The organism is Microbacterium mcarthurae, from assembly GCF_046064585.1.
Lineage (GTDB): Bacteria > Actinomycetota > Actinomycetes > Actinomycetales > Microbacteriaceae > Microbacterium > Microbacterium mcarthurae.
In genome coordinates this window covers 392,633-416,664 of sequence record NZ_JAROCE010000002.1, presented here as the reverse complement: position 1 = coordinate 416,664, position 24,032 = coordinate 392,633, and the positions used below count along the sequence as shown (strand labels likewise).

Annotated in this window: 21 protein-coding genes; 14 read left to right on the top strand and 7 right to left on the bottom strand. The window is 70.5% G+C overall.

The window, feature by feature from the left end; genetic code table 11:
• Positions 1 to 34 precede the first annotated feature (34 nt).
• The gene (locus tag P5G46_RS08555; protein ID WP_408905472.1) at positions 35 to 1,408 is read left to right on the top strand and encodes an FAD-binding oxidoreductase; all 1,374 of its coding nucleotides are present in this window, start codon (positions 35 to 37) and stop codon (positions 1,406 to 1,408) included.
• Positions 1,409 to 1,454: 46 nt separating this feature from the next.
• Here P5G46_RS08555 and P5G46_RS08550 read toward each other — a convergent pair whose 3' ends face one another.
• Entirely contained in the window at positions 1,455 to 2,024 is a 570-nt protein-coding gene (locus tag P5G46_RS08550) for a TetR/AcrR family transcriptional regulator (protein ID WP_408905471.1), read from the bottom strand.
• Positions 2,025 to 2,102: 78 nt separating this feature from the next.
• On the opposite strand from P5G46_RS08550, the gene P5G46_RS08545 reads away from it, so the two are divergent.
• Both P5G46_RS08545 and P5G46_RS08540 read left to right on the top strand, forming a co-directional pair.
• The gene (locus P5G46_RS08545) at positions 2,103 to 2,720 is read left to right on the top strand and encodes an NAD(P)-dependent oxidoreductase (protein ID WP_408905470.1); all 618 of its coding nucleotides are present in this window, start codon (positions 2,103 to 2,105) and stop codon (positions 2,718 to 2,720) included.
• Positions 2,717 to 3,634 carry an SDR family NAD(P)-dependent oxidoreductase gene (locus P5G46_RS08540; RefSeq protein WP_408905469.1) on the top strand — a complete coding sequence of 306 codons (918 nt, stop codon included), beginning with the start codon at positions 2,717 to 2,719 and terminating at the stop codon, positions 3,632 to 3,634. Before P5G46_RS08545 ends, P5G46_RS08540 begins: the two co-directional genes overlap by 4 nt.
• Here P5G46_RS08540 and P5G46_RS08535 read toward each other — a convergent pair.
• Both P5G46_RS08535 and P5G46_RS08530 read right to left on the bottom strand, forming a co-directional pair.
• A complete protein-coding gene (locus P5G46_RS08535) occupies positions 3,613 to 4,689 on the bottom strand; it encodes an alkene reductase (RefSeq protein ID WP_408905468.1) in 1,077 nt (358 codons plus the stop codon). The two genes, P5G46_RS08540 and P5G46_RS08535, sit on opposite strands and share 22 nt — an antisense overlap.
• A gap of 127 nt (positions 4,690 to 4,816) precedes the next feature.
• Entirely contained in the window at positions 4,817 to 5,005 is a 189-nt protein-coding gene (locus tag P5G46_RS08530; RefSeq protein ID WP_239278167.1) for a hypothetical protein, read from the bottom strand.
• Between the two features lie 253 nt (positions 5,006 to 5,258).
• Between P5G46_RS08530 and P5G46_RS08525 the strand changes: the two genes are divergently transcribed.
• The 7 genes from P5G46_RS08525 (at position 5,259) to pdxH (ending at position 14,224) form a co-directional block, all read left to right on the top strand.
• Positions 5,259 to 6,155 carry a hypothetical protein gene (locus P5G46_RS08525; RefSeq protein WP_239278165.1) on the top strand — a complete coding sequence of 299 codons (897 nt, stop codon included), beginning with the start codon at positions 5,259 to 5,261 and terminating at the stop codon, positions 6,153 to 6,155.
• Between the two features lie 29 nt (positions 6,156 to 6,184).
• Positions 6,185 to 6,886, top strand: coding sequence for a PP2C family protein-serine/threonine phosphatase (locus P5G46_RS08520; RefSeq protein WP_375095048.1), 702 nt, complete (start codon positions 6,185 to 6,187; stop codon positions 6,884 to 6,886).
• The gene (locus P5G46_RS08515; protein ID WP_408905467.1) at positions 6,886 to 10,890 is read left to right on the top strand and encodes a serine/threonine-protein kinase; all 4,005 of its coding nucleotides are present in this window, start codon (positions 6,886 to 6,888) and stop codon (positions 10,888 to 10,890) included. The genes P5G46_RS08520 and P5G46_RS08515 overlap by 1 nt, the downstream gene beginning before the upstream one ends.
• Positions 10,891 to 11,030: 140 nt before the next feature.
• The gene (locus tag P5G46_RS08510; RefSeq protein WP_239278140.1) at positions 11,031 to 11,756 is read left to right on the top strand and encodes a vWA domain-containing protein; all 726 of its coding nucleotides are present in this window, start codon (positions 11,031 to 11,033) and stop codon (positions 11,754 to 11,756) included.
• A complete protein-coding gene (locus tag P5G46_RS08505; RefSeq protein WP_239278138.1) occupies positions 11,746 to 12,672 on the top strand; it encodes a protein phosphatase 2C domain-containing protein in 927 nt (308 codons plus the stop codon). Before P5G46_RS08510 ends, P5G46_RS08505 begins: the two co-directional genes overlap by 11 nt.
• On the top strand, positions 12,669 to 13,508 hold the full coding sequence (locus tag P5G46_RS08500; RefSeq protein ID WP_408905466.1) for a hypothetical protein: 840 nt from the start codon (positions 12,669 to 12,671) through the stop codon (positions 13,506 to 13,508). The genes P5G46_RS08505 and P5G46_RS08500 overlap by 4 nt, the downstream gene beginning before the upstream one ends.
• A gap of 74 nt (positions 13,509 to 13,582) precedes the next feature.
• Entirely contained in the window at positions 13,583 to 14,224 is a 642-nt protein-coding gene (gene pdxH / locus P5G46_RS08495) for a pyridoxamine 5'-phosphate oxidase (RefSeq protein ID WP_408905465.1), read from the top strand.
• A 124-nt stretch (positions 14,225 to 14,348) separates the two neighbouring features.
• On the opposite strand, the gene P5G46_RS08490 is transcribed toward pdxH, so the two are convergent.
• A complete protein-coding gene (locus tag P5G46_RS08490) occupies positions 14,349 to 14,951 on the bottom strand; it encodes a TetR/AcrR family transcriptional regulator (RefSeq protein ID WP_408905464.1) in 603 nt (200 codons plus the stop codon).
• Between the two features lie 62 nt (positions 14,952 to 15,013).
• Between P5G46_RS08490 and P5G46_RS08485 the strand changes: the two genes are divergently transcribed.
• Positions 15,014 to 15,631: a GNAT family N-acetyltransferase gene (locus P5G46_RS08485; protein ID WP_408905463.1), complete on the top strand. Its 618-nt coding sequence runs from the start codon at positions 15,014 to 15,016 to the stop codon at positions 15,629 to 15,631.
• Between the two features lie 229 nt (positions 15,632 to 15,860).
• Here the strand turns inward: P5G46_RS08485 and P5G46_RS08480 are convergent, their stop codons facing one another.
• The 3 genes from P5G46_RS08480 to P5G46_RS08470 all read right to left on the bottom strand — a co-directional run bounded on the left by P5G46_RS08480 (position 15,861) and on the right by P5G46_RS08470 (position 19,705).
• Positions 15,861 to 17,339, bottom strand: a complete 1,479-nt coding sequence (locus P5G46_RS08480) for an HNH endonuclease signature motif containing protein (RefSeq protein ID WP_408905462.1) — start codon at positions 17,337 to 17,339, stop codon at positions 15,861 to 15,863.
• A gap of 405 nt (positions 17,340 to 17,744) precedes the next feature.
• Positions 17,745 to 18,872: a Gfo/Idh/MocA family protein gene (locus P5G46_RS08475; protein ID WP_239279173.1), complete on the bottom strand. Its 1,128-nt coding sequence runs from the start codon at positions 18,870 to 18,872 to the stop codon at positions 17,745 to 17,747.
• Entirely contained in the window at positions 18,869 to 19,705 is an 837-nt protein-coding gene (locus P5G46_RS08470) for a sugar phosphate isomerase/epimerase family protein (RefSeq protein ID WP_239279175.1), read from the bottom strand. The genes P5G46_RS08475 and P5G46_RS08470 overlap by 4 nt, the downstream gene beginning before the upstream one ends.
• 106 nt (positions 19,706 to 19,811) lie before the next feature.
• Between P5G46_RS08470 and P5G46_RS08465 the strand changes: the two genes are divergently transcribed.
• The 3 genes from P5G46_RS08465 to P5G46_RS08455 all read left to right on the top strand — a co-directional run bounded on the left by P5G46_RS08465 (position 19,812) and on the right by P5G46_RS08455 (position 23,446).
• A complete protein-coding gene (locus P5G46_RS08465; protein WP_239279177.1) occupies positions 19,812 to 20,420 on the top strand; it encodes a TetR/AcrR family transcriptional regulator in 609 nt (202 codons plus the stop codon).
• A gap of 308 nt (positions 20,421 to 20,728) precedes the next feature.
• Positions 20,729 to 21,880: an acyltransferase family protein gene (locus P5G46_RS08460; protein WP_408905461.1), complete on the top strand. Its 1,152-nt coding sequence runs from the start codon at positions 20,729 to 20,731 to the stop codon at positions 21,878 to 21,880.
• A 78-nt stretch (positions 21,881 to 21,958) separates the two neighbouring features.
• A complete protein-coding gene (locus P5G46_RS08455; RefSeq protein WP_374204621.1) occupies positions 21,959 to 23,446 on the top strand; it encodes an SDR family NAD(P)-dependent oxidoreductase in 1,488 nt (495 codons plus the stop codon).
• Positions 23,447 to 24,032 lie beyond the last annotated feature (586 nt).

Sequence of the window (24,032 nt, the reverse complement as noted above, 5' to 3'; positions counted from 1 at the left end):
GTGCCGTCACTCACCCGAAAGAACGGTTCTCACCATGTCATCCATCACCGAAACCGCCCTCGACGAGCGCGCCGCGAAACTGCGCGACGCGCTCGGTTCTCGCGTCATCCTCGCCGGCGACGCCGACTACGACGCCGTACGGTCGCTGTGGAACGTCGCCGTCGACCAGCGTCCGTTCGCGGTCGTCGTGCCCGCGTCGGCTGAGGAGGTCGTCGCCGTCGTCCGTGCGGCGACCGCCGCCGGCCTGCGCATCGCGGCACAGTCGACCGGGCACGCGGCGCCGGGCCTTTCCGAAACGGACCTCTCCGACGTCGTGCTCGTCCGCCTCAGCGCGCTGCGCGGGGTCACCGTGCACCCCGAGGCTCGCGCCGCGATCGTGCTCGGCGGTTCGCAGTGGAACGACGTCATCGCCGCCGCCGCACCCCACGGCCTCACGGCGCTCCACGGCAGCGCCGGTGACGTGTCGGTCGCCGGGTACTCGCTCAACGGCGGTGTCTCGTTCTACGCGCGAACCCACGGACTCGGCGTGAACGCCGTCCGCGCCGTGCAGATCGTCACGGCCGACGGTTCGCTGATCCGGGCGAGCGCCCGCGAGAACGCCGACCTGTTCTGGGCCGTCCGCGGCGGCTCCGGGTCTTTCGGCATCGTCGTCTCGCTCGAGATCGAACTGCTGCCGTACGCCGACGTGTTCGCCGGGATGCTGCTGTGGGGCGCTGCGCACACGCCCGCGGTCACTCGCGCATGGGCCGAGTGGACGGCATCCGTGCCCGAATCCGTCACCTCGACCCTGCGCGTGATGCACCTGCCGCCGCTGCCGGAACTGCCGCCGTTCCTGTCCGGCCGGTCGGTGGTCGTGATCGACGGAGCCGTGCTCGAGTCCGACGCGCGCGCCGACGAACTGCTGCGCCCCCTGCGCGACCTGGCGCCCGAGATCGACACGTTCGCGCGCATCCCGTCCGCCGCACTCGTGCAGGTGCACATGGACCCGCCGCAGCCGACCCCCGCCGTGACGCGCCACCGCGTACTCGACGCGCTGCCCGAAGGGGCTGTCGCGGCGTTCGTGGAGGCATCCGCCGATCCCGGGCTGTTCGTCGCAGAGATCCGTCACATCGGCGGTGCCGCCGCCCGGCCCCTGCCGGACGGAGGGGCCGTGTCGGCGGTCGACGGCGACTACATCGTGCATTCGATCGCGGTTCCGCCCGTGCCCGAGGCGGTGCCCGCGGCGTCGGCCTCGGCAACGGCGCTCGTCGACGCGTTCGAGCCGTGGGCCGGGGAGGCGCTGGCGCTGACGTTCCTCGACGGCGGGATGGACCGGTCGCCGGGCTTCGGAGCGTCGCTCGATCGCCTTCGCGCGCTGAAGGCGCACTGGGACCCAAGGAACGTGTTCGCAGCGGCGAACTCGGTGTAGGCGACCACGTCGGGCGGGGTCGGCGATCGCCGGCCCCGCCTCTGCGTCAGAGCGTGCGCCACTCCCCGGCTGCGTCCACGCAGCGCTCGATGAGCGTGGCATCCGCGGGTTTGCGTTCGATGGTCGCGCGGTAGTAGATCGGCCCGATCGTCATGGCCGCCGCCGCCGTGGCGTCTCCCCGGAGGGAGAGTTCCCCGTGTCGCGCTGCTTCGCCCAGGGCAGCCGTCAGACGCTCGGAGAGAACGCTTGCAAACCCCTCGCGACGGGTGTCCATGGCCGCGTCCCACAGGGCCGTGTTGACCAGCGTCGACGTGACGGCGCGCACGTCGTCCTGATCGAGTTGTCCGGCGATAGTCGTCAGTTCGCGGGTGAGCCACTCTCGGTAAGGCGATGCGGCGTTCTCGAAGAACGGCAGGGGAACGGTCGCCATGGCCTCGGCCAGCAGCTGATCGGTCCGTGGCCAGTGGCGGTAGACGGTCGCTCGCCCGATGCCGGCGTGTTCGGCGATCTGGTTGTGCGTGACCGCTGCCGGCCCGTGCAGAAGCAGCAGCTCGCGGGCGGCGTTCACGATCGCCTCGCGGCTGCGCCGGAAGCGGGGATCGGACTCGCTGCTCACGACTCGAGTCTATGAGATGTCTTGACTCATAAGTGAGCACATGCCAGAGTCGGCTCTATGAGACAAAACGTATCGCAAATGACCATCGCCGTCCTCGGCGCGACAGGCGCGACGGGGCGGCACGTCGTCGCTCGCGCGCTGGAGGACGGACACCACGTGCGCGCTTTCGTGCGCAAGCCCGGCTCGTTCCGGCCGTCGGAGCGTCTTCGCGAGGTCGACTGGACGGATATCGCCGATGCGGACACGCTCAGCGGTGCCCTGCGCGGAGCCGACGCCGTCATCAGTGCGTTGGGAGGAGCGAGCACCGGACCGACGACCGTCTGCACGGATGCCATGCGCACCGCGGTACCCGCCATGGAAGACGCGGGCGTCGACCGGCTGATCGCCGTCAGTGCCCACGGAGTGCTCGAAACCCGCGACCGGACTCTGTACTCGCGGGCGGTGTGGTCGGCCGTCGGGGAGCGGATGAAGGACAAGGAGGCGATGGAACATCTCATCGTCGCCTCCCCTCTGAAGTGGACGATCGTCCGCCCGCCGATGCTGCGGAACACCCCGGCATCCGGTTCCTACATGACGGGAGATCGGCTCCCCATCAGGCTCTGGCACTCCATCGGACGCGAAGATCTCGCCGACTTCCTCGTCCGCGAAGCGGAGGATCCCGCCTTCGTTCGCCGCTACCCCCGTCTCCACCGATGACCGCGGCGAAGAACGGCGTCGCCGTCGTGACCGGCGCGACCGGAGGGATGGGACGCGTCCTCGCGCTCGCGCTGGCGCGTCGGGGCATGCACGTCGTGACGGTCGCTCGGGCGCCGCAGCGCGCGCGAGAACTGCGCGACGAGATCGCGCGGGACGGCGCCGGTTCCCTCGAAGTCATCCCCGGGGACCTGTCGCACCGCGCCGGCATCCACGCGGCGACGGCCGCGATTCGTGAGCGCCACGACGTGATCGAGCTCCTCATCAACAACGCCGGAGCGCACTACGGCGAACACCGGCTCTCGGCCGACGGCATCGAGATGCACGTCGCTGTCGACTACCTCGCCGCCTACGGGATGACGGTCCTGCTGGCGTCGCAGTTGAGGAGTGGCCGAGCGCGCGTCGTCAACGTCGCCTCGGACACGCTCCGCGATACCCGGCGACTCAAAGGGGGAGGTCAGCCCCGTCCCGCGACTCTCGACATCGAGGCGCTGGGCGATCTCGCCCTTCTCAACCCGACTGCCGGCTTCGTGCCCTTCGAAGCGTACGCGCGGGCCAAGCTGCTGACGGTGATCGCGGGGTACGCGCTCGCACGTACCCTCGCGGGCGAGGTGACCGTCAACGCGGTGCACCCGGGCATCGTCGCCACCGACATCATCAGAGATGTCATGCCCGCGGCTCTCCGACCTTTCGGCGGGCTCCTCCGCCGGGCGATGCTGACGCCCGAGCAGGGGGCGGCCGCGGCACTCCGGCTCGCGACCGACCCCGACCTGGACGGCGTCACGGGACGCTATTTCGTTCGCGACACGGACACGCCCACGCCCCCCGTGTCGTACAGCGTCGATGTCCAGACGCGACTGCTCGCAACGACCGACAGGTTCCTCGAGTCCGGAACTCAGTCCTTCAGGAACGGATAGTCCGTGTACCCGCGCTCGTCGGGGCCGTAGACCGAGGGCTGGTGCACCTCGTTCTCGTCGGCGCCGCGCTCCCATCGCGTGACGAGGTCGGGGTTGGCGATCGCGGGGCGGCCCACCGCGACCAGGTCCGCGATGTCGTCGTCGATCGCGGCGATGGCCTCGTCGCGCGTGGTGACGAGGGAGAAGCCGGAGTTCACGATGAACGTGCCGCCGAAGGCGCGGCGGAGGTCCTGCACCAGCTCGCCCGCGGGGTCGCTGTGGAGCACGCTCACGTAGGCCAGGCCCAGGGGTGCGAGACCGGCGACGAGCGCCTCGTAGGTGGCGCGGGTCTCGGCGTCGTCCTTCTCCCACACGTCCTGGATGTTGTGCGCGGGGGAGATCCGGATGCCGACGCGCCCGGCGCCGACCTCCGCGACGACCGCTCGCGCGACCTCGATGACGAAACGGGCGCGGGCCTCGGGCGAGCCGCCGTATTCGTCGGTGCGCTGGTTGGAGGCGGGGGAGAGGAACTCGTGCAGCAAGTAGCCGTTGGCCGAGTGCAGCTCGACGCCGTCGATTCCGGCATCCACCGCTCGACGGGCGGCGGCGACGAACTCGTCGCGCACGGTGGCGAGCTCGTCGGTCTCGAGCGCGTGCGGCACCGGGTAGGCGACCTTCGTGCCGTCGGCGAGGCGGGTGTCGCCCTCGATCGCGATCGCGGAGGGCGCGACGATGCGGTCGGTGCCGGTGATGAGCGGGTGCGTGACACGTCCGCCGTTCATGAGCTGCATGAAGATCGTGCCGCCCTCGGCGTGCACGGCATCCGCCACCTTCGCCCACCCGGCCGCCTGCGCGTCGGTGACGATGCCCGGCTGCCCCGGGTACGCCCGCGACTCGGCGCTCGGGTAGACACCCTCGGTCACGAGTAGACCGATGCCCGCGCGCTGCGCGTAGTACTTCGCCACGATGGGGCCGGGAACGCCGTCGGCTCCGGAGCGGAGGCGGGTCATCGGGGCGAGCGAGACGCGGTTGCGGACGTCGACGTCGCCGACGGTGGTGGGGCTGAACAGGCTCACGGGTGTCCTTTCGAGGGGGAACAGGGCCGACCCTCCCCAACCGGGGGCGCGTGGCGACTATTCCCCGGGCACGCGAGACGCGGGGAGCCTCGGCGGCGTCCCCGCGTCCCTCCGATAGACCCCGCCATCACCCCCGGTTCCGCAGGTGACGCGCGATCTCCGCCTCGATCTCGCGGCTCGACGACACCCCGTACTGGCGCGCCAGACTCGCTGCGGCTTGTTGGATGTTCGCCTGAGCGACATTGACCGCCATTCCTGCGGCAAATGCGAGCGCCTTTGCGACTTCGATGATCTTGACTTCGGGTACCTTCGCCATGGGTTCCTCCCCTTTCCTGCACTCGGGCGAGTGCGGGTCCACTGTCCGAGAAACAGGGTCGAGGAATTTCCGGTACGACCGGAAATTCGTGCGCTCGCGGCGCCCGAAACTGGGCCACATGGATGCCATGGATAACGCCGTCTCACTACCGCAGCAGTCTCCGTCGGAGACCTTGCACGCACAGTCCTACACTGATGCCGAGACGCTGGCTGGGGGAGCCGAGGGGGATCGGATGCACGAGGAAGCATCGCCGATGACGCTCGTCGTCGAGATGATGAAAGACGGTATTGAGTTCCCGGTGCTTGACGCCGAGGAATTCGTGCTGGAAGAGGGTGAGAGCTTTGAACTCGGTTCCTTCGTCAATAAGGACCTCAGCCAGACGTATGCCCCATTCCTGGATGAGTTCGCCGCCATCACCGAACACATCCCACGGACGCTCGTCGTCATCAGTCCGCGCGGCCGCCTCATCCACGTCTTCGTCGATCTCGGTCGGTACCACCGAGGACAGTTCGAGGCCTGGGTGGATGACGAGAAACTCGAGGCCGCCCGGCCCGCCCGGGGCGCTGCGTATCACGTCGTCGACCGTCATGAGCAAGACGGCTTCATCCTGCGGTTGCGGCACAAGACCCAGGGCCGATGGCTGCGCGTGATCGCGCGGTTCGGGGTGCGTGGCATTCCCACCGCCACCACGCGCCACGAGGCGCTCGAGTTCTTGCGTTCGTACATCGTGCCTCAGATGGCCTCCGGTCAGGCGGGCGAAGCACTCGCCGCGGCTCTGGACGCGTACGGGGACGGTCGCCGGAGCTCCCGCGAAGACCTTGTACGTCGGACGTTGGAGACGGCGGCATCTCGGTTCGCGATGACCGAGGGGACGCTGAAGGACGCCACGAGGTACGCCTACCGGAAGGTGTTCGTCTGGATCGTCGGGCAGCAGGTGAGGGTCCGGCACCGTCCGGATCGAGAGAAGTGGCTGACCGCCCTGGCCGCACTCGAACTCGATCGGTTCACGGCGCCCGGGGAAACGGGAGAGTTCCGGGAGAGCAATCGGGTCGAGGGCCTTGTCGACCTCGCCGCGGCCCTCAGCGACGCCGGCGTCCTCACGCGTGACGACCTCGCCCACTTGCTCGACGACGCGACCGGGCGTCGATGATGCGCGTACGGACGAGCGGCCCGGTGTCGGTGAGCGGCTCCCGCTACGAGCAACAGGATGCCGCTGCCATCCACGCCACTCCGAGGTTTGCCGTGATCGTCGTCGCCGACGGGGTCAGCTCCTCGCCAGACGCGGGCGCCTGCGCCCAGGTCGCTGCGCGCTCCGCGTGCGACCATCTCGCAGTCTTCCCCGCCCACCGTCGGGACCCCGCGCCCTTCCTTCACTCCACGGCTGATGCGGTCACGCAGGATCTTCGCGCTGCCGTCACCGCGGGCCGGGTGCACGAGCGTTCACAGTCCACTCTGGCCGCGGCCGTGGTCTTCCGCGGTTTTTGTTGGGCGCTGAGCCTGGGTGACAGCCGGGTTGCTCTCGTCCGCGACGGCCAGCCGATCGAGTCGACGACGAGGCACAGCGCGGCATCGGCTCACGCGGGCGGACTCGGTCCGCGCAGCACTTCGCCCGCGTTGACGCGATGGGCATCCCCCGCCGGCGACGGTGGAGGCGTCACGGTGCAGTGCTGGCGGCTCGTTCCCGGTGATGCCGTCTTGGTGACCAGCGACGGTGTCGACGACGTTCTGCCGCCGTGGAGGGCGGCCCAGGTGATCGCCACGGCGCACCGCGACGAGTGTGATCCGGCAGACATGGTGTTGGCCGAGATCGACGCCGTCGGCGGCGCCGTGGACAACGCAACGATCGCCGTTCTTTCGATCCCGACCGAGAGGAGCCGTTGATGGCACGAAGGTCTCACACCGCCGCGAGAGGGCCTCACTCGGTGCGCCTGCGCTCCGGGGGCTGGGTGCATTTCGATGACTCGCCCGAGAACCGCATCGACGCGGGGCGGGCGCGAAGCGGTCGATCGTCGTCTCGGGTCGTGGAGGGTGCGTTCGAGGCGCCGTGGAGCGGCCCCGTCGCCGCGGCCGTCAAGATCGCCGACGGCGAAGACGGCGCACGGTCCCGGCTCCGAGCCGAGATCGCCACCTATCGGAACCTCCACGACCTCCCCGTGGTGAAAATGCTGGGCTACCGGAGACAGCGGCACCGGGACGTGCTGGTGCTGGAGCGCGGGATGTTCTCGCTCGACGACCTGCTCTCGGCGCGCCCCACCGACAGGAGTCACCTGCGCGACCCCCTCGTTCAAGAGGACGTCGAGAGTGTGATCGGCGAGATAGCGACCATGGCCGGTGCGTCCCTGGTCCGCGTCCTCCGCGCGCTCGCCGCCGCTTCGGAATCGCGTGATCCGTCCCGTCACGGTGACATTCGGTTGGAAAACCTCCTCATGGTCGACCGTGACGGAGTGCTGCAGGTCGTGGTCGGAGACTGGGGCTCACCCGCGCGCACCATCGATGTCGACGCCGACATCGAGGCGGCCGGTATCGCACTGTGGGAACTGCTCCACGACGGCCACACCCCCTTCACCCTGGGGAAGGGCACGCCCGCTCTGCGACGCGACGATCCGCGCCTCACCCAGCAGCGCCATGAGCTCGTCCTCGACACCGATGCGTGCAACGACGCGCGTGCATGCGCTCTGGACGGCGCCCACGATGCGGACGGTTCGGTGCATGGCGCCGCGCACCGACTTGCCGTGGCGATCCTCCACTCCGGACGGGGGGACGCTCCGCGCACACCCACGGAGATCATCGAAGGGCCGCTCGCCGACGCGGTCGTCGCCGCAGGGCTCGACCTCCAGCGGGCGCAGGTCGACGGCGAGTATCGCACCCGCCCCGCTCATTCGTTGGCCCGCTTGATGGCCTTCACCGACGTCGCCGTCGCCGACGCTCACGGCAGGGGATGGATGCCACCCGGTCCACCGCCACGCAGTCGCTTCGGGGTCGTCGAACGGGCTCCCCGCGACCGGCGCGCCCTCCCCGCGCTTCGACGTCTGACCGTGCCGGCGCGGCTGGCTGCATTGCTCACGGCCACCGCCGTAGGCGTCCTCGTCGGCTATGCCGCGAGCACCGCTACCGTCCTGCCGTCGGGCGGCCCGATCTCGTCTGCCGCGTTCGAGCGGGCTGCCTCGCTTGTCGTGGGGGCGGGGTTCGTGGTGCTCGGCCTCGTCACCTGTGCCGGGGCCTGGTTTCTGGCGCGGGGGGTGCCGCGTGGACACCGTGCGCCCCTCCTCGAACGTTGGTCACCCGTGTCGGCTGTCGCGGGCTTCGTGACCGCGTCGATCGTCGTGGGGACGTGGGCGGCGGCATCCTTGTGGAGTCCGCCGACGCCTGCGGGCGCGTCCACCGGTCCGTGGCCGGAGGTCGTCGCGCTCGGCGCGGCGGTGGCGGCGGTCGGGGTGAACGCGGTCGTCGTCGCCGTGGTCGAACGCACGCACTATGTCGCGCGTCTGCGCCGAGGCCGACGGGAGCGGTGGTGGATGCTGACGGCCGCGACGACGGGTCTCGCCGTCACCGTCGTCATCGTCGGGTCGCTGCTGGCGGGCTCCGCCGTCCCGCCGACCCTCGTCGCCTCGGCCGAGACGCTGTACACGGGGATGCCGGGCAGCGAGCCGGCGTTCTTCAACCCGGACGCCGTCGCCGTCGCCGAGGACGGTTCCACCGCCGTGTTGGAACGGTACGCCGACGAAGCGGACGTCGTGTGGATCAAGCGGCCCACCGCGCCCTGGGCTCCCGAGATCCGCATCCCCCACAAGCGAACCAGCTCGACGCCGGCCTCGGAGGTGGGCGGGTCACCCATCGACGCCCTCGCCGCGACGCTCCCCGGGCTGAGTCCCCCGCGGGGTGTCCCCGCGGGGGACCGGCTCACTTCCCTCAACGATCTCGGATTCCTGGACCCCCGTCACGTCGCGGTGATCGGTGCGGAGGGCGTGTCGGTCATCGACCTCACCGCCGAGGTTCCCGTGGCCCGAATCGTGGATGCCAGCGTGCGCGCCGACGCTTTCGATCGGGACGCCGCGCTGGCCGTCGTCGACGACGGCATCCTCGTCACCGACTTCGACCACGAGGCGTTCGAGCAGGGGCACCCCGAAGAGTTCGAGAAGTGGAAAGCGATGGCGACGTGCCCGGACGCGGCGCCATGGACGGCCACCCGGGCGGACGTGGTGAAGATGACCGATCCTCTCGGCGACGCCCGCGTGGCTCCCCCGACATGGAAAGACCCAGGGACGGGAGCGGACTGTCGCCGTAACGCGTGGACGATCGTCGCCGATGGATCGAAGGGGGCGGTCATCGAGCGCACGCGGGACGACTCATCCGCGTACCTTGCCTATCGACCGCTGGACGATCGTCCCAGTGTGCGGCTCACTGACACAGTGACGGAGTACGTCGGTCCCGGCGTCGAGCACGGCGGCCGTTTGCTCGTGGAGTTCGCGAACTGTCTGCAGGGGTTCGCACTGGATTCGTCGGTCATCCCTCTTCCTCGAGTCGCGGATCGTTCGTGGTACACGACGACCGTCGACGACGATGTGTGCCGCAAGCCCGAGGGGACGGCCGGTTTCATCGGAGCCGACGTGGACGTCGAAGGTGAGCCCGGGCAGCAACCGACGGGCGGGTCCGATAACTCCTCGACCCAAGCTCAGCCGGCGGACACGTGCGTTCCCCCTCGTGCGGGCGTGTCTGTTCTCGATCTCACGAAATGGGCGCAGAAGCCGCTGGCGGTGAGACCCGACGGGTCGATCCTGATCGCCGCACCCGCGGCTGCCGGCTGCAGTGCGGCCCTGTGGTCGCTGGATGCGAAGTCGTCTGACTGGATGCCGGAAGGCGGTGTTCTCACCGAGCGCAAAGGCGCTGAGGCGGCGACGATGCTCGTAGTTTCGCCCGAGTCAGTCAATGGCGGCGCCGCGTGGTTCGCTCCCGGGCATTGGGCTGTCCTCTCGGACGACGGGTCTTCGCGGTACCCGTGGTCGGGTGAGACGACGTCCTACCGTGCGCTCACCCCGCGCGTCATCACGACATCGGACGCGACCGTGGGCGCCTTCGGTGCCTATTCAGCCGACCTCGAACCGGACATCGACCGCACCAAGATCGTCATCGACGGCGACAACGTCGACCTCGGCGACTTCGAGGTCGATGTCCCCGGCATCCGGGATCTCGCCCCTCTTCGCACCTCGGAGAGCGGCACCACCAGCACGGTCGTGATGGCGCTGTGCGACGGAATCTTCTCCTTCGACCCCACCCAGCTGGGCGCCTCCCCGGAGACGACCGGATGGTTCGAGCCGTCGCCGGACGCGTTCCGGCGGGTCGCGGGCGACCCGGCTCGTGTCGTTCCCGGAGATCCTGCTGCTCCCGACTGCGGGCAGGTTCCCACCGAAGCCCGCGATGCGCACGGGGAGATCGCGTTCGCGCTGCGGCCGACCGCCGTGGACGCGGTGACGGTCGGCGATGCCGTTGTCGTGGCCTACGCGGAAGCGGGAACGTTCGCGGGACAACGGGTGTCACGTGTCCGCGTCATCGACCCCGATGCCCAGCTGGCCGACACCGTGAAGGGGGACGTGGCCTACACGCTGGGGTGCGACGAAGACACCACGTACGACGGCACCTGCCTCGGCGACCTCGATCGTCTCGGTCTCGAGGCATCCGACATCGCCATCTCCGACGACGGTTCCGTTGCCGTGAGCACCACGTCGGCCGTCGGATGGGGCCCGGTGCTGCTCTTCCGGAACGGAGAACGACGGGTGGTTCGACTCGACCCCGGGATGCTGGCATCCGGTGTCGCCTGGAGCGGTGATCGCCTCGTGGTCACCGACGCCGCGCGAGGCGATGTCGTGGCGCTTTCGTTCCCGGGCTGACTTTCCGACGGCGCCGGAAGATACGACCCCCCTCTGGCGAGACGCTGAGACCACTCCGAAGGACGCACGGTTCTTCGGGGGGCGACACCGACGCGGTGCCGTTTCAGCGGGGCGATGCCCCTCGTCGAAGGAGTCAGACGATGTCCACCACCACCGACTACGCCCCACCGGTCGATGCGCCCGTCAGCGCAGTTGTACCGGTGTGCTTGCTGGGCGACACGAGTAGCTCGATGGCCGCCGGCCCGGGGCCGGTCTCGCCGATCGCCGCGCTGAACGCGGGCTTGAGCTCACTCATCTCGACGCTACAGATCCACCCCGAGGCGGCGGATACCGCCGTTGTCGAGATCATCGAGTTCTCGTCGACCGCGTCCGTGGTCATGCCCTACACGCACGTCGACGCCGCCGCCACGCCCCCGGTGCTCTCGGCCAACGGCAGCACCGGCTACGGCGAGGCGTTCGCTCTGGCTCGTCGCGGCCTCGAGGCTCTCGTGGCCGCCCACCGCTCCACGCTCGTGTATCGCCCGACGGTCTACATGATCACGGACGGCGGGCCGACCGACACGGGGTGGGAGAGCGAGCTCGACACCCTCTGCAGCCTCCCGTTCGCTCCGAACATCTGCGTGTTCGGTGTTGCCGGTGCCGACGAGGCCGTCCTTCGTCGCATCGCTCGGCGCGACCGCGGCATGGTCTGGCTCGCTGATGAGGGCACCGATCCTGCGCAGGCGTTCGCGGCGCTCTTCCCCGCGCTGGTCCGCACCGTGCTGAACTCGGCCTCCGCCGCGGCGGCGGGAGCGCCGGTGCCCGCCCCCATCCCCACCAACGTGCCCGGGATGACGCAGCTGGATGTGGTCTCCGGTGCGCAGTAAGCAGACCCAGGACGTCGGGGGGTCGCGCACGGCGCGGCCCTCCGGCCCCATGCAGCGCCTGTTCGGGCGCCCGCACTCGATCTCGACGGAGGTCCTGCTGCCCGGACGATCGTCCGCGGCCACTCCCGCGTCCATCCAGGCCGACTACGGCAGGATCGTCGGGACCGATGTGGAACTGCGCGCCGCGAGTGTTCGCGGGCTGTCCCATCGAGCCGATCCGGGGCACGTTCGCCAGGACTCCTACGCCTGGGCCACGCGGGACGACCGTCTCTACGTGGCGGTCGCTGACGGAGTGGGGTCCGCCTCACACAGCCAGATCGGCGCCTGGACGGCGACGCGTGCGGCCATCGAACTGCTGTCGTCAGGGCTCGGTGACCCCCGCATGCTGGGTCGCGTCGTGGCGGCGAGGGTCACCGCCACGGCGCGGGAGCTGGGCGTTGATCCCGCCGCGCTCGCCACCACCCTCACCGTTGCCATGGTGCGGATCGGCGACGAGGACACTCCCTGGCGCGTGGCGGTCGCCGAGTGGGGGGACTCCCGCGCCAGCGTCTTCACCCCGGGCGAAGTCGTCGACGGTCACCCGGCGTGGCGGCGGATCACGGCGGAGACCGCTCCCGTCCTCGCCAACGACGTGCCGGCGCTTCCTCTGCACGCTGAGCCCACGGCCCGAGGCACGACGATGCTGGCGCCCGGAGACGTGCTCCTGGTCGCCACCGACGGCATCGACGCGCACCTCCGCGCCGAGAATTCGGTGGGTCACGGACTCGGCCATTCGTGGACGCGCCCGCCCTCGATCGCCCAGTTCCTGTGTGATGTCGACTTCGAGCGGGTGGGCGCGCGAGACGACCGTACCGCTGTGGCCCTGTTCCGCCCGGCACGCGTCGTTGACCCCGATGACGTCGGGGGTGCCCGATGATTCGGCTTCGAAAGGCGGCGGCGGTCCAAGTCGATGACCTCGGCCTGCTGCCGATGGATCCCACCGCCGCCGCCTCAGGATTCGAGGGGTCGGTCGTCCCGTGCGCCGAGGTGTTCTTTCTGGCCAAGATGTACACCCGGCCGCGCAGCGGGGCCGAGGCCGCAGCGATCCAGCGGCTCATCGACCTAAAGGAGTACGAGCTGTCGCCCGCGGATCGGGAGTTGGCCGCCCGCTCCTTCAGTTGGCCCGCGCACCGGATCATCGACGGACAGGGCGACACCGTGGGTGTGCTGATTCCGCGGGCGGAACCGAGGTTCTCGTTTCCGTTCCAGGGTGGATGGCATCTCCTCGAGGGGCAGCATGTGGCGCGGGCCACCAGCGTGGCCGGGACCTTCACCGCCGAGCAGCGCCTTCGATTCGCCCTCGACCTCGCCACCGCATGGGATGTTCTCGATCGGCACGGACTCGTCTACACCGACGCCAACTCGCGCAACATCCTCTTCGCAACCTCGGGCGACCCCTCGACGTACTTCCTCGACTGCGATGGTGTTCGTCATCACGACGATCCCACGCTCGAGTTCCGGACGCAGCCGAACTGGAGCGATCCGCACGTCACCGGGGCCTCGATACAGAACGACAGGTACCTACTCGCCGTGTGGGTGCTGCGCATCCTCTCCGCGCAGATGGTGAGACCGCAGCCGACACCGACGGATGCCGAGACGCTGCCCGCCATGACGCGACGTGCGAAGGTACGACGCCTCGTTGCCCACGGGCTCGGACCGGCGGGATCGCGTCCCGCTCCGGCGGACTACGTCGCGGCTCTGGGGGGTGAGTGAACGGTACGGCGCCGGCCCGGCCGCGGCCCGGCCGTACGATGGTGCCTCCCGAGACCGACCCGGAGGACCCCGCGATGACCGAGAACCCCCTCGCCCACCGGCTCGACTACGACCTCGACTCCCTCGATGACGGTGCGCTGTCGGCATCCCCTTTCGCGCTCTTCCAACGGTGGCTCGCGGATGCCGCTGACCTGCCCGAACCCAACGCGATGGTGGTGTCGACGGTGGATGCCACGGGCTCGCCGACGGCGCGCACGGTGCTGCTGCGCGGAATCGATGACGACGGCGCACTGTGGTTCTTCACGAACCGGCAGTCGCGCAAGGGGCGCGCGCTCGCGGAGAACCCGTCGGTGTCGGTGCTCTTTCCCTGGTACGCACTGCAGCGCCAGGTCATCGTGCTCGGTCGCGCCGAGCCGCTCCCGGCGGAGCGGGATGACGCGTACTTCGCGTCGCGCCCGCGCGGTTCGCAGCTGTCGGCGTGGGCGAGCCAGCAGTCGGAGCCCGTGGCATGCCGAGCCGCCCTCGAGGACGCCATGGATGCCGTCGAAGCGCGCTTTGCCGACGACACCGCCGTGCCGCGCCCACCGCATTGGGGCGGGTACCGGATCGAACCGCGAGAGATCGAGTTCTGGCAGGGCCGCCCGTCGCGGCTGCACGACCGGATCGTGTTCACGCGCGACGGCGCCGGGTGGGGGGCGATGCGGCGGCAGCCGTGAGTCCGGGACTCGGCATCCGTCGCTCGTGATGGTGCCGCAACGGACTGGCGTCGGCCCCGGGCCGCTCCAGCCACGGAGGCGTCGGGGCGCGAGCGTCGGGGCCTCGCTCCGGCACTCGACCGCGTCAGTTCGGTTGGGCCCCTACGATGCCGATCGCGAAACCTCGCACCACGTCGGCGAGCCGTGCGTCGTCGCGCGTCGCGAGCCACCACGCTGCCAGTCCTTCGGCAGACGCGTGGATGCCGTCGGTCAGAACGTCGACGTCGACGGGAGTGTGCGGGTGGGACGCCGCCCATTCGCTGACGTGCGCCCGTATACGGCTTCGAGCATGCCGCGCCTCGCTGGAGACGGCGTCGGCTAATTCGGGAGACAGACGCGCCGTCGCCGTGAGCGCGGCGAGACATTCGGAGTAGCGCGGGTCGCTGCGTACCGCGTCGGCGAAGGCGGTGAGTGAGCGGATGATGGCCTCCTGCGCGTCGCTGCCCTCCAGGGGCGCCCCCCACGCGGCGTCGATCGCGTCCGTCGTGTCGCGCACCAGCAACGCCCGCACCAGTTCCGTTTTCGAGCCGAAGGTGTAGGACACCAGTCTGTGGGCGACGCCGGCGCATTCGGCGACCGAGCGCAGCGACAGTGCGTCCGGACCACCTTCGCGCAGAACTTCGGCGGCGGCGTCGAGCAGCACGTCGCGCCGGTCCTCGCGCGCCATGTACGCGCGCGTTGAGCTCACAGCGGTCTCCGAGGCATAGCATCCATTCTACTTTTATCCACTTGGACCAAAGGAGATGTGAGATGACCGACCCGACGATCACCCCTGCCGTGGCCGATGACCTCGACGAGGCCGCCGCGGTGCTCGCCGAGGCGTTCCGCCTCGACCCCGTTCTCATGGCGATCGTCCCCGGCGGTGGGGATCGTGATCGACGGCTCTCGGCCCTGTTTCGTGCCACCCTCGAGGCCGGTCCATTCGTGACGGGAACGGTTGATCTCGCTCGCGACGACCGCGGACGCATCGTCGGCGTGGCCGCGTGGGAGGGTCCGCTCGGAGCGGGCGGCGAGGGAGCTCGTCATCTGCGCCATCTGCCGGCCCTGGTTCGCGCGCTCGGCCTGTCGGGCCTGCGTCGCGCCGCCCGCGTTTCGGCAGCGTGTCGGGCCTATCGGCCCCGTCAGCCGCATTGGTACCTGGCCGAGATCGGAGTGGCGTCGACGGCGCGGGGGCTCGGCGTCGGGGCGCGTTTGCTCGAGACGCACCTTGCCGCGCTTGACCGCATGAGGCAGCCGGCGTACCTCGAATCGTCGACGGTGGTCAATCGGCGACTCTATGCCCGACACGGCTTCGCTGAGCTCGGACCCATCCCGGGCATCGACGGCGCCGAGCCGATGGCCATGTTGCGTCTGCCCCGGTCTCTGTGAGCGGCGCTGCGGTGCCGTCTCGAGCCCGACGTGATCGGAGCCCGTGCCCTGACGGCGCGGCGAGCTCCCGCACGCGATTGCGGCGGGATCGTGTGCTCACCGTGGCACGCACACGCGGGTGAGGGTCCGGCCGGCGAGCAGGCACACGCGGGTGAGGGTCCGGCCGGCGAGCACGCATACGCGGAGGCGCGCGGAACACACGGGGGTGTCGACACCCCCGGTGCGGCCGTCAGAACGGCGCCGGCTCGCGGTCGTCGGGCGGCGGTGAAGCGAGTTCGTCGGGGAGGAACCGCACCGCCGGCGAGTACGGGAGCGGCTCATCGATGTAAACGCGTCCGGTCGGGGAGGTCCACTCGAGCGCCCCGCCGGGGAGCTGCCTGACCTTCCAGCGCGTGAACTGTTTCTGCGTGTGATGCCTCTGGCAGAGGTGCGCGAGGTTCGACACGTCCGTAGCGCCTCCGAGGGCGTGGTCATGCGTGTGATCCACCTCGCAGCGAACGGCGGGCGCGGTGCACCCCGGCCACCGGCAGTGGCGGTCGGGAGCCCGAAGGTGCCGATCGATGGCGGCCGTGCGCTGGTAGGTGTCGGTGCGCAGGACTGCGCCGGTCACGGGGTGCGTGATGACGCGGTCCCACGGCACCGCGGTCGCCTCTGCCAGCGCCCGGGCGGTCGCCGCGTCGATGGGCCCGTGTCCCACGAGCTCGGCGGGGTCCAGGTTCTCGTTCTCGGGTCGGAGCATCGTCAGGGCCGGAACGACGACCTGCACTCTCGCGCGTATCGCGCCGAGTGTGCCCGGGCCGTCGCCGACGCGAGTGGGGTCGGCGTCGGGCGCAGCCGTGAGAAGGAGATCGGCGAGGATGTCGGCGCGCACCTGATCGACCGTCCGCGTGTCGGTGGCGTGCTCACCGGCCTCGCCGCGGTGATCGCCGGAGTCACCGCCGTCCTCGCCTCCCGCTCGGGCGGAGCCGTGATCGCCGCGCGTGCCGCGCTCGCCGTCGGCGGCGACGCCGGTCGGCGCGGTGTCGCCATCCAGGTTCGGGAGGGAGGATCCCGCGCGCGCGTCGACGATCGCCGCGCTCTGCTGTACGAGTCGGTCGTAGATCCCCACCGCCAACACGGTCGGGAGCCTTGCGACGAGGTCGGACATCCCGTTCTCGCCGGGCACGACGCGAACGCACCGCGTCTCGCGGCCCTGTTGGTGACGCTCAACGAGTGTCGTCGGCTGCAGCGACTCGGCCAGCGCGGCGAGGCGGGTCTTCAACCGTCCAGGACTCAGCCCCTCGGCGGTCGCGACGGCGAGCACGTCGAACTCGCCACGCCGGTCGAGCGGCAGGGGCGTGCCGGCATCCACGATGACCTGCACGTGCGAACGGGACAGGGCGCCCGCCTCCCACGCGTCGAGCGTGACGGGGAAGTCGTCGGCGAGGGTCATCGCTCGGCCGATCTGCCGTTGCACGGTGCGATCCGACAGGCATTCGGCCGCGGCGATCTCAGACGCGATCTCCCGCAGCGCCATCTCGGACGCCTTCGCTGATGCCCGCAGACCCGCCGTCGCATCGAGGGCGAGGTGCCCCGCACGGGCGAGCGCGCGGACGCGTCGAGCTTCGGCGGAAGCAAGATCGGCATCCACTTCGCGGACCTCGGCCAGCACCGATGAGAGGGCGGCGGCCCCCGGATTCGGCCGGGTCGGCGGGGTCTCGGACATCATGTGTGCATGCTATTTGAGACCTCCGACATCGATCGGGGTCGAGGGGCCAGATGGGGACAGGGCGGAGAGCGTCCGTCCTGTGGAGGATGGCTGCGCTGCGCTCGCGGCGCGGGAAAAGCAACTTGACCTGGGATTCAGCGCGCATTCGAGGCGTCGGGTGAACTTTCGCAGACGCTCGCCAAACCCTCGTCAGGCCTACGCGGCAGCGAACCGGCAAGCCTCACAGCCAGCAGTTCCCCGGCGCGCACCCCGTCCGCGGAGCGCCTGCCACCCGCCCCCGCGCCCCCGTCGCAAAGGTCGCCGCAAACCGCCGCACCCGCCGGAACGCCCCCCGGCACGCCCCGGTTCCGCAGAGAACATCTCCGCCCCGTGGCATCCATCCGACACCACGGGGCGGGAGGGGCGTCAGAGGGTCCGCGCGAACGGGTCGAAGCCCTCGTCGAGCAGCGGTACCGGCGCCACGGTGCTGCCGATCTTGACGGTCTGTCCGGTGGTCGACGATTCCTCAGCCGACAGCATGACGTCGAGCACGTGGAAGCCAAGCTCTCCCGTAGCGATGTGCGGCCGCCCGGCGGCGATCGCGCGGGCCATGTCGAGCACGCCGAGGCCGCGGCCGACGACCTCGCCTTCGTTCGGGATCTCGATCCACTCCTGCTCGGGCTTCATGCCGTCGCGGAAGACGCCGAGCGGCTTCACGTAGGCGATGCGTCCTTCGAAGCGGTTCGGGTCGGGGAGCACCATCGTGCCCTCGGATCCGTGGATCTCGATGACCCCGTGACGCTCGAGCGCGGAGTCGAAGCTCAGCAGGTGGGTGCCGTGCTGTCCGGCCGCGAACGACGTGAGCACCTGCACCGTCGAGGGCACCTCGACGGGGAAGGTCTCGCCCGCGCGGGGGCCGGTGTGGATGGTCCGCTCGAGACGGGGGCGCGAGCCGCGTGCCGTCACGCCCGCGATGGGCCCGAGCAGGCTCACGAGCGCCGAGAAGTAGTACGGCCCCATGTCGAGCAGGGGCCCGGCTCCTCGAGCGAAGAGGAAGGCGGGGTCCGGATGCCACAGGTCGGGGCCCTGCGTCTGGAACGACGACTGCACGAACAACGGTTCGCCGATGACCCCGGTCTGCACGGCGCGCTTGGCCGTCTGGAAACCGGGACCCAGCAGGGTGTCGGGGGCCGACCCGATGCGGACGCCCGCGGCATCCGCCTGCGCGAGGAGCGACCGCGTCGCGTCGCGGTCGAGGCCGATCGGTTTCTCGGTCCACACGTGCTTGCCTGCCGCGATCGCGGCGGAGGACACCTCGACGTGCGCCTGCGGGATCGTCAGATTCACGACCAGGTCGACGTCGGGGTTCGCCAGCACGTCGTCGGGCGTGCCGGCGGCGCCGACGCCGTGCTCGTCCGCTTTTGCGCGGGCGCGGTCCGGGAGAAGGTCGCCGACGGCGACCACGCGGACATCCGGGAACGACGTCAGGTTCTCGAGGTACGTCTGGCTGATGACGCCGGCGCCGATGATGCCGACTCCGAGGGGCCCGGTCATGCGACGAAACCGCCCTCGCGCAGGAACGCCAGGCTCGCGGCGATGTCGGCGAACACTTCGCCCGGTGCGCGGTCGTACTCGATGACGGCGTACCGGATGCCGCTGCCCGCGCGCAGCGCCTCGGCGAGCGGCACTTCGCCGGTGCCGGCGTGCCGCTGGTCGAGAGTGGCCGACGACATCTCGCCCGCGCCGGGAGCCCAGGGGTTGGATGCCGGAGCCACGCCGTCCTTGACGTGCACCGCGGTCAGCCGGTCGCCGAGTGCCGCGACGAGCGCCGGGACGTCCTGTCCGCCGGTGAGCGCCCAGAACAGGTCGAGTTCGAGCTGGACGCGGTCGTCGGTGAGCGCGACGAAGCGCTCGTACGCGCTCTGTCCGTCGAAGTCGGCGAGGAACTCCTGCGCGTGGTTGTGGTAGCCGACCGACAGGCCGAACGTCGCCGCCATGTCGGCCGCGCGATTGAGGCGCTCGGCGATGTCGGCGACGCCCTCCTCGGTGAGCCACCGCTCGGGCGCGACGAACGGGTCGATCACGGTCTGGATGCCGATGGTCGCGGCCGCTTCGAACACCACCTCGGGCGCGGGGGTCGGAATCGACCCGTCGGGCGTCCACAGCTCGTCGCTGAGGAGTGGAGCGTGTCCGGTGGGGGAGGTCAGGCCGCTGGCGTCCAGGGCCGCCCGGATCTCGTCGGGGCGGTCGACGAACGCGAACGCCTCGACGTTGCGCAGACCGAGGGCGGCGAGCTTGTCGAGCGATCCGGACATGTCGGACGAGAACTCGGATGCCAGCGTGTACAGCTGCACCGAGGCTTCAGGGAGCGGGGAAGAGGTGCTCATGGGGTCCTTCGGAACGTCGTCGTCTGCGGCGGCCGCGTGGCCGCGCCCCCACTCTAACCTCCACCTGGAGGTTACGCTAGCCCGGGGGATGCGAGAGGGTGGGGCCATGAGTGAAGACACGACGATCGGTCGCCCGGGGCAGCGACGGCGCGGCGTCGAGCGGCGCCGCGAGATCCTCGACCGGGCGATCGAGGTCTTCCGCCAGCGCGGCGCCGACGGCACCTCGCTGCGCCGCATCGCCGAGAGCATCGGGATCTCGCACGCGGCACTGCTGCACTACTTCGACTCCCGCGAACAGCTGCTGGTCGCCGTGTACGACCACGCTGCCGCGAAGCGCGCCGAAGAGGAAGCCGCTCATCCCGTCGAACCCGGCACCGAGGAGATGATCGCGGCCGCCATCGCGAACGTCGAGGTGCCCGGCTTCGTGCAGCTGTACTCGACGCTCGTCGCCGCCGCGCTCGAGGTCGACAGCGGGGTCGGCAAGGAGTACTTCACCTCGCGATTCGAGCGGCTCCGTGCGGAACTGGGCGAGACGTTCCGCAGCCAGCAGGCGGAGGGGCGTATCCGCGACGACGTGTCGGCCGATCACCTCGCGGCGCTGCTCATTGCGGCATCCGACGGTCTGCAGATCCAGTGGCTGCTCGACGAGTCCGTGGGGCTCAGCGACACCCTCCGAACGTTCGGCCGGCTGCTGCAGGCTCCTCGCGCAAGCTGAATCGTCTCGGGCTGTGGTAGGGGGCGTTCGATGTCCCACTTCGTGCAGGTTTAGGGGGTTGAGGCTGCACGAAGTGGGACATGCCGTCGGGGATGGGGGAGTGGCGGTGGGTGGCTGGCATCCGGTGTCCCACTTTGTGCGGGTTCGGGGGGCTGAGGCTGCACCAAGGGGGACATGACCCCCGCCGGAGGAGGTGCGGACGCCTCGCGTCAAGGCCTCGTGGCTCTCAGGCTTCTCTGCATCACGAACGGGTAACGTTCCGGGGTCGCGCGGTCCGCGAACCGCCGGCGTGAGCGATGCGGGAGGCGATGACCATCAGTGCGACGATGACGCGTGCCGGCGCTCAGCATGTGGCATCCGGCCGTCCGCCCGCGGCTCGGCACCTGCCGTCGCTCACGGGACTGCGCTGGCTGACGGCGCTGCTCATCTTCGGGCACCACATCATGGCCGTGGAGTACTTCGGCGGCCGCGCCGGTGACCTGTGGGGCTTCGTGTTCGAGGCCGGGAAGACCGGCGTGACGCTGTTCTTCATCCTCTCGGGATTCGTGCTGGCCTGGGGGTACAAGCCGGCGCAGACCGCGCGATCGTTCTGGTTGCACCGCGTGGCCCGCATCTACCCACTGCACGTGGTCGGCGTGCTCCTCGCCCTCATGGCGGCGGCGACGCTCGTGCCGGCGATCCGCACCGACGGCATCGCGCCCCTCGGTGCGAACCTGCTGCTGATCAACGGGTGGAACCCCGACTGGTGGCAGGCCGGCAACCCCGCGAGCTGGTCGCTGGTGTGCGAGGCGTTCTTCTATCTGACGTTCCCGTTCGTGATCCGGCTCGTCGCCGGACGCTCCGCCCGCGCGCTCTGGACCGTCTCGGCGGGTGCGCTCGCGCTCGTCGCCCTGGCCCCCGCGATCGCCGCGGTCTCGCCGGTGCCGATGTCGGCGGCATCCACTCCTCTTCTTCGTCTGCCCGAGTTCGTGCTCGGCGTCGTGCTCGCGCTGCTCCTGGCGCGTACCCCGTGGCGTCCTGCTCCGCTGCGCTTCGCGGTGCCGCTCGCCGTGCTCGGTTACGCGCTGTCGGAGGCGCCCGCCCTTCCGGGCACCGAGATCCGCCCCGGCCTCGCGGTGACCGTCGGCGGCTTCGCGCTGCTGGTCGCGTCGCTCGCGGCGGCGGATGTGCACGGACGGTCGACCCTTCTCGCGGGTCCGCGGTGGCAGGAGCTCGGGCGCTTGTCGTTCGCGTTCTACCTCGTCCACCTGCTCGTCATCGCATCGGTGTCGTCGGCGTGGCCGGATGGACACCCCGAGTTGCACTGGCCCCGCGCGCTCGCGCTCGCCGCCGTCGCCTTCGTGATCTCGCTCGCTCTGGCGTGGCTGCTGCACCGCGGTGTCGAAACACGGATGCAACGGGTGCTGCTGCGGTTCGATCCCGACCGTCGCGCCGATTCGGTGTCCACAACACGCGGATGACCCGCCCTCGCGTCCGCGTGTCCTGGACACCGAGGCGCCGCGGGCCGGGCTCTCAGCCGCGTCTCGGTACACTCTCCCGTGCCCGAAACACTCCCGAGACCCGATCGAGAGGCCGGCCGCGTGGCATCCATCGATCCCGCCGAGCTCGAGGTCGCCCTGCGCGTGCTCGACGCCGCCTCCTCGCTCGACAAGAGCGACCCCGCCTACCTCGCGCTGCAGCGCCACACCGGGAAGCTGTACCGCGACGTCAAGCGACAGTCCCGGCGCGACAAGCGCCAGCGCATCGCCGCGGCGGACCGCGCCGTCGTCGCCGCCACCGCGACCGGCGCCCCCGATCGCATCGACGACGAGACACGCGGCATCCCGCTCGCGACTCGCGTCGAGACGCCGTACGCCGGTGAGCTGATCAAAGCCCGCAACTGCTACATCTGCAAAGAGCTGTACACGCTCGTCGACGCGTTCTACCACCAGCTGTGCCCGTCCTGCGCGGCGATGAGCCATGCCAAGCGCGACGCGCGCACCGACCTCACCGGCAAACGCGCGCTGCTCACCGGGGGCCGGGCCAAGATCGGCATGTACATCGCGCTGCGGCTGCTCCGCGACGGTGCACACACGACCATCACGACCCGCTTCCCGCGCGACGCGGTGCGACGGTTCGCATCGCTGCCCGACAGCGGCGACTGGCTGCACCGGCTGAAGATCGTCGGCATCGACCTGCGCGACCCCGCCCAGGTCATCGGGCTCGCCGAGTCGGTGGCATCCGAGGGTCCGCTCGACATCCTCATCAACAACGCCGCCCAGACCGTGCGGCGCTCGCCGGGGGCGTACAAACCCCTGGTGGATGCCGAGCTCGCACCGCTCCCGGACGGACCGCTGCCCGAGCTGGTCACCTTCGGCCACACCAACGACGCGCATCCCCTCGCGCTGGCGCAGTCGGTGACGGCGCACCCGATCCTGGCATCCGCCGCTCGCACCGCCGAGGAGCTCACCGCCGAGGCCATGGCCGCGGGGTCGTCGTCGCTCGAGCGTCTGGCCGCCGGCACCGCGATCGACGCGGGCGGTCTCGTGCCCGACGAGGACCGCATCAACAGCTGGACGCAGCACGTCGACCAAGTGGAGCCGCTCGAGATGCTCGAGGTGCAGCTGGCGAACATGACGGCGCCGTTCCTGCTCGTCAGTCGGCTGCGCGCCGCGATGGCCGCCTCGCCCGCGCGGCGCAAGTACGTCGTCAACGTCTCGGCGATGGAGGGCGTCTTCGGCCGCGGGTACAAAGGTCCCGGGCACCCGCACACCAACATGGCCAAGGCCGCGCTGAACATGCTGACGCGCACGAGCGCTCGGGAGATGTTCGAGTCCGACGGCATCCTCATGACCGCCGTCGACACCGGCTGGATCACCGACGAACGCCCGCACTTCACGAAGGTGCGCCTGGCGGAGGAGGGCTTCCACGCCCCGCTTGACCTCGTCGACGGAGCGGCCCGTGTCTACGACCCGATCGTGCGCGGCGAGGCCGGCGAAGACCTTTTCGGCATCTTCCTGAAGGACTACCGCAAGAGCTCGTGGTGACGTCCGCGGCGATATTCGGTGCGGACGGGTCGCCTGAGACGCGGGGATGCTAGCGGGCGTCGGCATGGGGCGCGGGTGGGGCGCGTCCGCCCCGGGGGTTGGGTGTGCGGGACGTGCGGGTGGGGCGTCGATCCGGGGGTTGAGTGTGCAGGACGGGCGGCTGGGACGTCGGTCTGCAGGGTGAGTGTCCAGGACACGCGGGCGGGGCGTCCGCCCGAAGGTTGAGTGTCCAGGACACGCGGATGCCGTGGGGCTGTGTCCGCGTGTTGTGGACACTGAACCGGGGTGGGGCGGGGCGGGCACGGGGTGGGGCGGGGCGGGCACGGGGTGGGGCGTCCGCTCAGAGGTTGAGTGTCCAGGACACGCGGATGCCGTGGGGTGGCGTCCGCGTGTTGTGGACACTGAACGGGGGTGGGGCGGTGCGGGCGCGGGGTGGGGCGTCCGCTCAGAGGTTGAGTGTCCAGGACACGCGGGTGCCGTGGGGCTGCGTCCGCGTGTTGTGGACACTCAACCGGGGGGCGGGGGTGACCCCAACGCCGCCCCGCCTCGCTGCCCCGCCCCGCCTCGCCCCGCCGCCCGCCACACC

Coding starts and splice junctions, on each gene's coding strand:
- P5G46_RS08555 (WP_408905472.1), top strand. CDS start 35: ATGTCATCCATCACCGAAACCGCCCTCGACGAGCGCGCCGCGAAACTG.
- P5G46_RS08545 (WP_408905470.1), top strand. CDS start 2,103: ATGACCATCGCCGTCCTCGGCGCGACAGGCGCGACGGGGCGGCACGTC.
- P5G46_RS08540 (WP_408905469.1), top strand. CDS start 2,717: ATGACCGCGGCGAAGAACGGCGTCGCCGTCGTGACCGGCGCGACCGGA.
- P5G46_RS08530 (WP_239278167.1), bottom strand. CDS start 5,005: ATGGCGAAGGTACCCGAAGTCAAGATCATCGAAGTCGCAAAGGCGCTC.
- P5G46_RS08525 (WP_239278165.1), top strand. CDS start 5,259: ATGACGCTCGTCGTCGAGATGATGAAAGACGGTATTGAGTTCCCGGTG.
- P5G46_RS08515 (WP_408905467.1), top strand. CDS start 6,886: ATGGCACGAAGGTCTCACACCGCCGCGAGAGGGCCTCACTCGGTGCGC.
- P5G46_RS08510 (WP_239278140.1), top strand. CDS start 11,031: ATGTCCACCACCACCGACTACGCCCCACCGGTCGATGCGCCCGTCAGC.
- P5G46_RS08500 (WP_408905466.1), top strand. CDS start 12,669: ATGATTCGGCTTCGAAAGGCGGCGGCGGTCCAAGTCGATGACCTCGGC.
- pdxH (WP_408905465.1), top strand. CDS start 13,583: ATGACCGAGAACCCCCTCGCCCACCGGCTCGACTACGACCTCGACTCC.
- P5G46_RS08485 (WP_408905463.1), top strand. CDS start 15,014: ATGACCGACCCGACGATCACCCCTGCCGTGGCCGATGACCTCGACGAG.
- P5G46_RS08480 (WP_408905462.1), bottom strand. CDS start 17,339: ATGATGTCCGAGACCCCGCCGACCCGGCCGAATCCGGGGGCCGCCGCC.
- P5G46_RS08475 (WP_239279173.1), bottom strand. CDS start 18,872: ATGACCGGGCCCCTCGGAGTCGGCATCATCGGCGCCGGCGTCATCAGC.
- P5G46_RS08470 (WP_239279175.1), bottom strand. CDS start 19,705: ATGAGCACCTCTTCCCCGCTCCCTGAAGCCTCGGTGCAGCTGTACACG.
- P5G46_RS08465 (WP_239279177.1), top strand. CDS start 19,812: ATGAGTGAAGACACGACGATCGGTCGCCCGGGGCAGCGACGGCGCGGC.
- P5G46_RS08460 (WP_408905461.1), top strand. CDS start 20,729: ATGACCATCAGTGCGACGATGACGCGTGCCGGCGCTCAGCATGTGGCA.